10 protein-coding genes are annotated in these 11,162 nt (G+C 63.8%); 7 read left to right on the top strand and 3 right to left on the bottom strand.

Annotation, left to right across the window (positions count from 1 at the left end; translation table 11 throughout):
* Together H6B51_RS14340 and H6B51_RS14345 are read right to left on the bottom strand one after the other, a co-directional pair.
* Nucleotides 1-790, bottom strand: a 790-nt coding sequence (locus H6B51_RS14340; protein ID WP_204884329.1) for a sigma 54-interacting transcriptional regulator, incomplete at its 3' end; no start/stop codon positions are given.
* A 35-nt stretch (nucleotides 791-825) separates the two neighbouring features.
* Entirely contained in the window at nucleotides 826-2,226 is a 1,401-nt protein-coding gene (locus H6B51_RS14345; protein ID WP_204884330.1) for a sigma-54 interaction domain-containing protein, read from the bottom strand.
* Between the two features lie 347 nt (nucleotides 2,227-2,573).
* Between H6B51_RS14345 and H6B51_RS14350 the strand changes: the two genes are divergently transcribed.
* The 6 genes from H6B51_RS14350 (at nucleotide 2,574) to H6B51_RS14375 (ending at nucleotide 8,820) form a co-directional block, all read left to right on the top strand.
* Nucleotides 2,574-3,731 carry an acyl-CoA dehydrogenase family protein gene (locus tag H6B51_RS14350; protein ID WP_204884331.1) on the top strand — a complete coding sequence of 386 codons (1,158 nt, stop codon included), beginning with the start codon at nucleotides 2,574-2,576 and terminating at the stop codon, nucleotides 3,729-3,731.
* A gap of 30 nt (nucleotides 3,732-3,761) precedes the next feature.
* Nucleotides 3,762-4,211 (top strand): MaoC/PaaZ C-terminal domain-containing protein, encoded by a 450-nt coding sequence (locus tag H6B51_RS14355; protein WP_204884332.1) that lies wholly within the window; start codon nucleotides 3,762-3,764, stop codon nucleotides 4,209-4,211.
* A 3-nt stretch (nucleotides 4,212-4,214) separates the two neighbouring features.
* Entirely contained in the window at nucleotides 4,215-4,973 is a 759-nt protein-coding gene (locus tag H6B51_RS14360) for an SDR family NAD(P)-dependent oxidoreductase (RefSeq protein WP_204884333.1), read from the top strand.
* Between the two features lie 89 nt (nucleotides 4,974-5,062).
* On the top strand, nucleotides 5,063-6,364 hold the full coding sequence (locus H6B51_RS14365) for an acetyl-CoA hydrolase/transferase family protein (protein WP_204884334.1): 1,302 nt from the start codon (nucleotides 5,063-5,065) through the stop codon (nucleotides 6,362-6,364).
* A 28-nt stretch (nucleotides 6,365-6,392) separates the two neighbouring features.
* On the top strand, nucleotides 6,393-8,027 hold the full coding sequence (locus tag H6B51_RS14370) for a class I adenylate-forming enzyme family protein (protein ID WP_204884335.1): 1,635 nt from the start codon (nucleotides 6,393-6,395) through the stop codon (nucleotides 8,025-8,027).
* A 28-nt stretch (nucleotides 8,028-8,055) separates the two neighbouring features.
* Nucleotides 8,056-8,820: a substrate-binding domain-containing protein gene (locus H6B51_RS14375; protein ID WP_243421331.1), complete on the top strand. Its 765-nt coding sequence runs from the start codon at nucleotides 8,056-8,058 to the stop codon at nucleotides 8,818-8,820.
* 85 nt (nucleotides 8,821-8,905) lie between these two features.
* On the opposite strand, the gene H6B51_RS14380 is transcribed toward H6B51_RS14375, so the two are convergent.
* Entirely contained in the window at nucleotides 8,906-9,802 is an 897-nt protein-coding gene (locus H6B51_RS14380) for an MBL fold metallo-hydrolase (protein ID WP_204884336.1), read from the bottom strand.
* Nucleotides 9,803-10,384: 582 nt separating this feature from the next.
* On the opposite strand from H6B51_RS14380, the gene H6B51_RS14385 reads away from it, so the two are divergent.
* Nucleotides 10,385-11,162, top strand: a 778-nt coding sequence (locus H6B51_RS14385) for an electron transfer flavoprotein subunit beta/FixA family protein (protein ID WP_204884337.1), incomplete at its 3' end; no start/stop codon positions are given.

Here is an 11,162-nt window from a genome sequence, read left to right on the forward strand (position 1 = left end):
GGGCGGGCCGGGGGGCGTTCTGGTAGAAGGGCGCCAGCAGGCTGGCCGAGATGGCCTCCTCTTCGCTGAGAATACAGGCCCGCTCCAGAAAGTTGTTCAGCTCCCGCAGATTACCCGGCCAGTCCTGGGCCTGGAGGAAGGCGACGGCGTCCTCCGTCAGGGCGCGCCCGGGACAGCTACGAGCCAGAAAGCCCTTGGCGAAGGCGGCGATGTCCGCCGGCCGGGCCCGCAGGGGCGGTATGTCCAGCACCACCACGCAGATCCGGTAGTACAGGTCCTCCCGGAAGATCCCCTGGGCCACACAGGCCTTCAGGTCCCGGTTGGTGGCGCTGATCACTCGTACGTCCAGATCCCTGCGGCGGCCGCCCCCCAGCCGGGCCACCTGCCGGGTCTGGAGAAAGTCCAGTAGCTTGACCTGGTTAGCCAGACTCATCTCCCCGATCTCGTCCAGAAAGAGGGTCCCCCCGTGGGCGGCCTCCAGCAGCCCCTGCTTGCCCTGGGTCAGCCCGCCGGTGAAGGTCCCCGACTCATAGCCGAACAGCTCGGCCTCGAAGAGGGCCTGGGGGACGGCGCTGCAGTTGACGTGGATAAAGGGGGCGTCCCGGCGGGGCCCCGCCTGGTGGACAAATTTGGCCAGGCGGTCCTTGCCCACCCCCGACTCCCCGCACAGGAGGATGGTGGCGTCCATCTTCGCCAGATAGGCGGCCTTCTGGTAGAGGGCGTACATCACCGGGTCGGCGGCCACAATGCCCTGCCCGTCCAGCAGGGCGGAAAGGGAATCCTGCGCCATGTTCAGACACCTCCAAAAAGGCGGGGGTTTTCCCCCTATATCCCGTACCGCTTGCGCTTTTTGGCCAGGGTGGATGGGTCGATCTTCAGATAGTCGGCCGCTGCCCCGGCGGTGGGGTACTTGTCCAGGGCCTCCTTGAGGATCTGCCGCTCCAGATGGGCCATGATGGTCTTCAGCCCGGCATCCCCGTAGACCGCCGGGTCGGCGCGCCGGGCCATCCGGCTCTCCCGGAACTCCACAGGCAGCTGCTCGGCGGTGATGATGGGGTCCTGCCCCAGCACCACCAGGCTCTCCACCACATGGCGCAGCTCCCGGATGTTCCCCGGCCAGGGGTAGGCCCGGAAGCTCTCCAGCACCTCGGGGCTGAACTCCTTGCTGGTCTCATAGCGCTGATTGAACTCCTGGAGAAAGCGGGCGGCCAGATAAGGGATCTCGTCCCGCCGCTGGCGCAGGGGCGGGATCTTCAGCTCGATGACATTGAGCCGGTAGTACAGATCCAGCCGGAAGGTCCCGCTCTGGACCATCTCGGCCAGGTTCCGGTTGGTGGCGGCGATGACGCGCACGTCCACCGGCACCAGCTCGGTGGAGCCGATGGCCCGCACCGCCTTGTCCTGGAGGACCTGGAGCAGCTTGGCCTGGATGTCCAGGGGCAGCTCCCCCACCTCGTCCAGAAAGAGGGTTCCCTTGTCCGCTAGGCGGATCAGGCCCAGCTTGCCCGTCTTAGCCGCCCCGGTGAAGGCCCCGGGGGCGTAGCCAAAGAGCTGGGACTCAAACAGCTCCTTGGGGATGGCCCCCAGGTTGACGTGGACAAAGGGCTGGAGCTTGCGGTCCCCGCTGCGGTGGATGAATTTGGCCAGCACGTCCTTGCCAACCCCGGACTCCCCCAGAATGACCACCGAGGCGTCCACAAAGGCCAGCCGGGCCCCCATCTGATAGATCCGGGTCATGGCCCGGTCCTTGACCACTACATCCTCCCCCAGCTGTTTGCGGAACTGCAGCTCCTGGAGCTGCTCCTCCAGGGCGCTGGCCCGGGCGTGGGAGAGGGAGAGTTCCTTTTGCATCCGCAGGGTTTCGCTGTAATTGGTGATGGTGTAGAGGAAAAATTCCGGTTCCCCGGAGGGATCGCCTACCGGCGCGACGGTGGTGATCACATAGTCGTCGGTGTTGTACTTGACTACCTCGTGGATCTCCTTCTTCTTGCGCAGGACCAGATCCAGCATGGTCTCCTGCTCGGGCAGAGTCACGTTCTCCCGCCGGGAGATCTCCCGCACATTTTTTCCAAAGTACTCAGCGATGGGGAATTTGGCCACCTCGCTGTAATAGCGGTTGCCCCAGAGTACCGTCCCCGCCCGGTCGGTGATGATGAGGCCCACCCTCATGGTGTCCAGAACCTGTATGAGATCCCCCAGACAGAGCTTGTTCTCCTGTGTATCCACAGCCGCGTCTCACTCCTTTCCCCATGGGCGTCAGGCCCGCCCGTCTTCTTTATTAAACTGCAATCCCAGGAAAATTGCAACCGGTTCTTTGGCCATTCAGGGAAAAATTTATTTTTATCCTATGTAAAAATATCAGGTTAGTGACAAACGGCCACACCGAAGGGGGAGGGCTGCCGACCGGTATGTCCGCTTCCATCGCGGCCAAATTCCATGTGTCCCCGGCCCTCCGGGCCGGAAAAGGGGGCGGGTTGGAAAGCTGGCACGCTGTTTGCTGTTTACATGGGCGAAGCGGTCAGCCGTACCGGCCTGTACATCCAAGTTCCAAATAGAAAACTGGAGGGAACACAATGAGTACCAACAAGTATTTTCTCACCGACGACCAGATTATGATCCAGGACATGGCCCGGCAGTTTGCCGACGAGGTGGTGGCCCCCACAGTCACCGAGCTGGACCGGGCCCACGCCTTCCCCGAGGACCAGATTAAGCAGCTGGGGGAGATGGGCTTCCTGGGAGCCGAGGTCCCCGAGGAGTACGGCGGGGCGGGCATGGGCTGCCTGTGCCACATCCTGATTATGGAGCAGCTGGCCCGGCACTCCTCCTCCCTGGCCTCCATCATCGACGCCCACTCCGGCCTGGGCACCCAGCCCATCCTGAAGGCGGGCACCGAGGCGCAGAAGCAGAAGTACCTGGTCCCCGCCGCCCAAGGCAAGGTGCTGTGTTCCTTCGCCCTGACCGAGCCCCAGTCGGGCTCTGACTCCGGGGCCATCAAGACCACCGCCGTGCTGGACGGGGAGGAGTGGGTCATCAACGGCACCAAGGCCTTTATCACCAACATCGGCTATTCCAAGACCTTTGTGGTGGCTGCCAAGACCGACTTGGAGGCCAAGGGCAGCCGGGGCATCAGCTGCTTTATCGTGGAGGCGGGCACCCCCGGCTTCACCATCGGCAAGCCCGAGGAGAAGATGAGCAACCACAGCTCTTACAGCGGCGAGCTGTCCTTCATGGACTGCCGCATCCCCAAGGAGAACCTGCTGGGCGAACTCAACCGGGGCTTCCCCCTGTTCATGTCCTGCGTGGATGAGGGCCGGCTGGCCATCTCCGCCGTCGCCATCGGTATGGCCCAGGGGGTGCTGGAGCGGGCCACCCGGTACGCCAAGCAGCGGGTTGCCTTCGGCCACCCCATCTGCGAGTACCAGGGCATCTCCTTCAAGCTGGCCGAGATGGCCTCTGAAATCGAGGCCAACCGGATGATGCTCTACCACGTGTGCCGGATGCAGGAGCAGGGCATTCCCTTTGCCAAGGAGGCCACCATGGTCAAGATGCTCTCCTCGGAGATGTGTGTGCGGGTGTGCGACAAGGGTGTGCAGATCCTGGGCGGCTACGGCCTGTGCGAGGAGTACGAGCTGGAGCGCTTCTACCGGGACGCCAAGCTGCTCACCATCGGCGAGGGCACCTCGGAGATCTGCCGCATGGTGGTCAGCAACCATGTACTCAAAGAGTATTAATGGCCGGGGAGCAGAAAGGAGCCGCATAGCATGAGAACCTACCGCTATCTCAGCGAGTTTACCGTGGGCGAGACGTTCACCACCCTGTCCCGAACGGTGACCGAGACCGACGTGGTCCTCTTCGCCGGCATCACCGGGGATATGAACCCTATCCACACCGACCGCAGCTACGCCGAGACGCTGCCCTTTGGCAGCCGCATCGCCCACGGACTGCTGGGGGCGGGCATCGCCACCGGCCTGTGGGGCCGGATGGGGCTTGTGGACGGCTCAGCCATCGCCGCCCTGTCCACCGAGTGGAAGTTTGTGGGGGCCATCAAGCTGGGGGACACCATCCACTGCGAGATCGAGGTACTGGAGGCAAAGCGATCCAGGAGCAAGCCCGACCGGGGCGTACTCAACATCGGCTACACCATCCTCAACCAGGACGGCCAGATCTGCCAGACAGGCAGCATGGCTACCATGCTCAAGTGGGGGGAATAAACCATGCGCTATGAATACCATCGGTACGAGGGTAAGGTCTGTGTGGTGACCGGCGCGGCCAATGGCCTGGGCCTGAATCTGACCAACCGCCTAATTGACGAGGGGGCCCTTGTGGCCGCCCTGGACATCGAGGGGGACACATTAGGAAAAGAGTTCGGAGCCCGCCGGGACAAGATCCTCTGCGTGACCTGCGACGTAGCCGTCAAAGCCCAGGTGGACGATGCCGTTACCCAGGTGGTTGACCGCTTCGGACGCATTGACGTTCTCTTTAACAACGCAGGAATCATAGGGCGCCAGTCTCTTCTGGACACCACAGAGGAGCAGTGGAGGCGTGTGATCGACGTCAACCTGAACGGCGTGTTTTTCGTGGCCCAGGCAGTGCTGCGGCACATGGTGGACAGAGAAATCCACGGCGTAGTTGTGAACACCAGCTCGGTGGCCTCTGCCATTGTCTCCCCAAACACAGGCGCGTACAGCGCCAGCAAGGGCGGCGTGTCCATGTTTACCAAGTTCGCCGCCCTGGAGATGGCCAAATATGGCATCCGGGTCTGCGCCTACGGGCCCGGCACCCATGTCACCCGGATTACCGAGGGTACGAGAAACGACCCGGAGCGATGCGCCATGTTCCTGCGCAATATTCCCATGGGCCGCTTCGGGGAGCCGGACGAGGCCACCTCCGTGGCCCTCTTCCTGGGCTCAGACGAGGCCTCCTACTGCACCGGGCAGACCTGGATTGAGGACGGGGGCAACTGCCTCTTCTAGGGCCTGTTTGACAGTTTACGATTTTTAAACGTAGCAGTTCAGGCCCAGGGCCGGCGCCGGCCCACAGCAATCTGAAAAGGGGAATAACCATGAATTGGAAGCAAACCTATGGGGATAAGCTGGTCTCAGCCGACGAGGCCGTCTCCCACGTCCGCTCCGGGGACAAGATCATCTTCGGGGACTGGGTGGGGGAGCCCGCCGCCCTGGTGGCCGCCCTGGTGCGCCGGGCCGGCCAGCTCCACGATGTGGAGATCATCCACGGCATGAGCCCTGGCCCCAACGACCATCTCAAGCCAGAGCTGGCCCGGAGCTTTCACCACACTGCCTTGTTCTTGGGGGCGCTAACCCGCAAGCCTTACGCCGAGGGCCACATAGACTTTATCGGCGGCACCACTTTTCATAAGTGGCCGGATATGTTCGCCAAGAGCCCCGACCTGAATCCCCATTGGGCCTTTATCCAGGTCTCCCCTCCGGATGAGGATGGGATGTGTTCCTTCGGTGTGTCCTGCTGTTACACCGAGCCCGCCGCCCGGACAGCCACCAGCGGGGTGGTGGTCCAGGTCAACGAGAATATGCCCTATGTGGGCGGACAGAAGTTCAGGCTGGCCGACGCCACCTACATCGTGGCCGAGAACACCCCCATCTACACCATCGGGCAGACCACCTCCACCCCGGTGATCGAGCAGATTGCCCGGAACGTGGCCCGGCTGGTGGAGGACGGGGCCACCCTCCAGCTGGGCATCGGTGCCCTGCCCGACGCCATTCTGGCCAACCTCCGGGACAAGAAGGACTTGGGCATCCACTCCGAGACCCTCACCGAGAGTATTATGGAGCTGGTACAGGCAGGGGTGATCACCAACCGGCGCAAAACCCTCCACCCAGGGGTGTGCGTGGGGGCCCAGGCCGCCGGCTCCACGGAGTTTTACAAATTTCTGGATCACAATCCCATGTTCGCTGTCTATCCAGTGGACTATGTGAATGATCCCTATGTGGTGGGTCAGAACTACAAGATGACCTCCATCAACGCCTGTCTGTCGGTGGATCTGCTGGGCCAGGTGACGGCGGAGTGTCTGAACGGCAGGCAGTATTCCGGCATCGGCGGTCAGCTGGACCACGTGCGGGGCTCCCAGCTCTCCGAGGGGGGCAAGTCCATGATCACCCTGGCCTCCACCGCCAAGAGCGGGAGCATCTCTACCATCGTCCCCGCCTTCCCCGCAGGCACGGCGGTGTCGGTCTCCCGGTATGACGTGAACTATATCGTCACCGAGTACGGTGCGGTGGACCTGAAGTACCGCACCGTCCGGGAGCGGGCCAAGGCCCTCATCAGCATCGCCCACCCCAAATTCCGGGACGAGCTGACCCGGCAGGCCCATGAGCTGGCGCTGATATAAGAACCAAGCCACAGGGCAGGTGAGCAGTATGATTGGAACCTTACAGCAGCGACAGGCGGAGCTGTCCGCCCGCTTTCCCGTCTGGCGGCCCATGACGTTGTACCAGATGTTGGAGGCCCAGGCGCAGCGCCTGGCCGGGCAGCCCTTCCTGGTGACGCCGGAGGGTGCCTGGACCTACGGCCGTGTGCTGGCCGAGAGCCGCCGCCTGGCTGCCGCCCTGGCCGGGCTGGGGATCGGACAGGGCAGCCGGGCGGCGGTCTGCCTGGGCAACGGCCCCGCCTTTGTCCTTCTCACCTTTGCCCTGGCCCGGCTGGGGGCGGTGAAGGTGCCCCTGAATACGGGCCTGGGGCCGGTGGAGCGAGCCTACCAGCTGGAACACATCCGCCCCAGCCTGCTGGTGGAGGGCGATGAGACGTGCCCGACGGTCCGCTGGGGGGCGGCGCTGAAGGCCCAGACGACCTGGGCGGCGTTGCTGGAGCGGGGCGGAGACGGTCCGGCCCAGCCGGCAGACTGCCCGGACAGGGTCTGCGACATCATTTTCACCTCAGGCTCCAACGGGCTGCCCAAGGGGGTTCAGCTCACCCACGACATGCTCCTGCGCAGCGCCTATGCCAGCTGCCTCAACCGGGGCTTTGAGCCGGGGCGGCGGATCTATATCCCTCTGCCCCTGTTTCATGTATACGGCTATGTGGAGGGACTGCTGGCCGCCCTGCTGGCTGGCGGGTCGGTGCTGATGCAGCCTGGACGGTTTTCCCCCGGAGGGGCAATCACCCTGATGGCGGAATTCCGAGCCAACGACCTGCTGGCTGTCCCCAGCCTGATGATGGATCTGCTCCGCTGCCCGGCGCTGGAGGAGGCGGACCTGTCCGCCCTGCACGCAGCCTACTGCTCGGCCTCCGCCTGCCCGGACTGGCTTTGGCCGGCCATCCGGCAGCGCCTCGGTGTGGACGACGTGGTAACCGGATACGGCATGACCGAGGTGGCCGGCGCCGTGGTCCAGACCGCGCCCAGCGACACCGACGCACTGCTCTCCAACCGGGTGGGCCGGTGCCTCCGGGGCGGCTGTGCCGGTGTGCCCGGGTGGGACGGGCGGATCATCGACTACCGGGTGGTCTGCCCGGAGACCGGCCAGGCACTGCCGCCCGGCCAGGCCGGTGAACTCTGGTGCCGCGGGCCGGTAGTCACCCGGGGCTATTTTGACGCGCCCGAGGCCAACGCCCAGGCCTTTACCGCCGGCGGCTGGTTTCGGACCGGGGACGTAGGGCGCTTTGACGCCGACGGCTGCCTGGAGTTGCTGGGCCGTCTGTCCGATATGTACAAGATGAACGGGGAGAACGTGTCCCCTGAGTTTGTCGCCCGGGTGATCGGGGCCTGTGACGCAGTGGCCCATGCAGAGGTGGTGGGCGTGCCCGACCCCAAGACCGGGGAGGCGGGGGCGGCCTTCCTGGAGCTGCGCCCCGGCCTGGACCAGGAGACCGCCCTGGAGGCGGTCAAGGCCCACTGCGGGACCCACCTCGCCCGGTATCAGCTGCCCAAATACTACCAGCTCATGGGACCGGAGGACTGGCCCTTGACCGGCTCCGGCAAGGTCTCCAAGGGCCGGCTCCGGCAAATACTCCAGGGGAACACCCGCTGTGGGGAAAAGGCCGGACGGCGGGGCTGAGACCCGTGCCCAGCGTCCCTGCAGGGATATGAAACCAGCAGCTATTTCCGCCCTCCTGCTGGCCCTGGCTCTGACCGCCGGGCTGCTGGCCGGCTACACCCAGCAGGAGGCCCAGAATTCCACCACTCCGGCACCCAATGTGTCCCCGGCTGCGGCGGCGGGCGAGAGCCCTGCCCCCGTGGATGAGACCTCCGATCCGACCGACCGGCCCCAGGTCCGCCTGGCTATGCTCAGCGGCCCCACCGGCATGGGGGCGGCTAAGCTGATGGCCGACACCGACGCCGGTACCACCCTGAACGACTACACCGTCGAGCTGGCCGCCCAGCCCACCGAGGTGAACGGCAAGCTGGTAAACGGCGACCTGGACATCGCCGACCTCCGGGGCAAAACCCTCTACGCCCTACGCCACCGGCCAGGGGGTCAACCCGGAGTATGTACTCAACTACCTGCTGGAGAAAACGTTTTGGACCCGGCCAGTGACGTGACCATTGAGTGGCGCAGCACCGGCGACGAGGTGTCCGCACTGATGGCCTCCGGGAAGGCCAACCTGGCCATGCTCCCCGTCCCCGCCGCCACCGCCGTGCTGATGCAGAACAGCGACGTGCGCGCTGCTGTGGACTTCAACGACGCCTGGACGGTCTCCGGCGCGGCGGGCACCTTCACCATGGGCTGCGTGGTGGTGCAGACGGAGTTTGCCCGGGAGAACCACCAGGAGGTGGAGAACTTCCTCACCGAGTACCCCGCCTCCATCGGCGGCTCCCTTCCCGGCGAGGGCTTCTACTATCTCCCATAACAGATCAAATAACAGCGCCGAAATGCCGCCGCGTTTCCTGCCTGTGGAGGGCAGGAAGCGCGGCGGCATGGTTTCTGTATTCACGTTACACACGGCGGTAGTAGTCCCGCCAGCCCTGAAAGCGCTGCACAACCTGCCCCTGGTCTACCAGGTACTGGACCATGGCCCGGATGGTCCGCTCCACCGCCTTGCGGGTGAAGGGATTGCGCCCGCCCAGGCCCAGAGCCCCGGCGGTGCCTGCCACACAGTCCTCCAGGGTCTGCTCCTCCTCCAGCTGTTCCAGCACGGTCTGGAGACGGTCCTGCCACAGGGCCAGATTGGCCCGGACCAGCGGGCCGATCTGGGAGACATAGCCCCGGTGGGCCAGCAGATAGCCGGGATAGTGCCAGCCGATGGCCCGCTCCTTGCTGGCGAAGTCCAGCTCACAGCTGACGGTATAGGGGAGTTTAGCGGCATCCAGCTGCTCCGCGCCCAGGAGCAGATCGGCCAGATAGGCGATTGCGTCCGGGGTGACAAAGCCCATGTGTTCCGGCGCGTGCCCCGGCAGGGGCAGGATATGAAACCGGGCACCATCGACCTCCACTTCCTCCTGTCCGGGCAGGATCAGCCGGTCGATTCGGGCCCCCATCTCCCGGCTGAAGGCCAGGACAGAGCGGTAGGTGGAGGCGTAGAAATAGGCCCGCAGGCCCAGGGGGTTTTCCAGCACGGCGGCGTTAAAGAGCGAGGCGATAAGCTCCGCGCCGTACCGCTCCTTTAAAGCCTGATGCCCCCCGGTGTGGTCAATGTGGGCGTGGCTGGTCAGCACGGCCCTGACCTGGAGCCCCTCCCCCTCCAGCACCTCCAGAAGGGTCTCCAGATCCCGCCCCTGGCGGCCGGAGTCCATCAGGACAACTCTGCGCCGATCCAGCCGGAAGAGGGGAATACAGCCGCCCCCTGTCTCCAGCATCCATGTGTCGCCCCGTATCTGTTCGATCCGTCCCATACGCCTGTTCCCATCCCTTCGACAGCAGATATTCTTATCACAATCTATCTTTCATTTGCAAATTCAATGCCAAGTAGAAAGGGTATCACGCCTGTCTCATAAACCGCCAAGATGTATAATATCAATCGTAGCCAAGCAGTCGGTTGACCGCAAAAATATCCTCCAAAGAGTGCAACAATAGTACTCTGATTATAAAATATCTGTGGTGTCCAAATCCCCAGTTTTGTGCAGAATTATATTTATGAGATGGGCTTGGAAAGGGTATCTGTCCTCCGGGCGGATTTAAGGGGTCGCGGGGCGGATGTGCCTGATGATTTGCTCTTTATCCTATGTAAAAATAACAGGTTTTTGACAAAAATCCAGAACGAGTCGGGGGACGTGGCGAAATGCTGACGGCCTTCGGCGGAGCAGAATCCCCTGCCGCACCGGATGTTTGCCGCCGGGCAGCTGATTTTGTCCCAGCGTGTGATGATTTTGGCATCTCCATTGCTAGATATGAAAGACAGAGCAGACGCCTCGAACAGGCTGGTCCCGCACATGCCCCTGTTCCCGGGCGCCAATTATAGACAGGAGGAAGCGGATATGAACATACTCGTCTGTGTGAAGCAGGTCCCGGACACCACAGAGATTAAGATCAATCCGGAGACCAACACGCTGATGCGGGAGGGAGTCCCCAGCATCGTCAACACCTTTGACGGCTTCGCCCTGGAGGCGGCCGCCCGGATCAAGGACAAGGACCCGGACACCAAAATCGTGGTGGTCTCCATGGGCCCTGAGCAGGCCAAGGCGGCCCTGAAGGAGTGCCTGGCCATCGCCGCGGACAAGGCCTACCTGGTTTCAGACCGCCCCTTCGGCGGCTCGGACACCCTGGCCACCAGCTACATCCTGTCCACCGCCATCAGGAAGATTGAGGAGACCGAGGGCAAGTTCGACGCCATCTTCTGCGGCAAGCAGGCCATCGACGGCGACACCGCCCAGGTGGGCCCGGAGATCGCCGAGCATCTGGACCTGCCCCAGGTCACCTACGCCCTGGAAATTGAGGCGGACGGGGACCGGTTCAAGGTCCTCAAGGAGGGCCAGGACGGCAACATGGTCATCGGGGTCAAGCTGCCCTGCCTGGTGACCTTCACCAAGCCCTCCTTTGACCCCCGCTACCCAACGATTAAGCGGAAGATGGCAGCCAACAAGGCCCAGATCCCCACCATCACCTGCGCGGACCTGCCCGACATCGACACCACCCGCATCGGCCTGAAGGGCTCCCCCACCCACGTCAAGAAGTCCTTTGTGCCCCAGAAAAAGAAGGGCGGCGTGAAAATCAAGGAGGAGACCAACGAGGAGTCCGCCGTCAAGCTGGCAGCGC

The organism is Pseudoflavonifractor phocaeensis (genome assembly GCF_016901955.1).
GTDB classification, from domain to species: domain Bacteria; phylum Bacillota; class Clostridia; order Oscillospirales; family Oscillospiraceae; genus Flavonifractor; species Flavonifractor phocaeensis_A.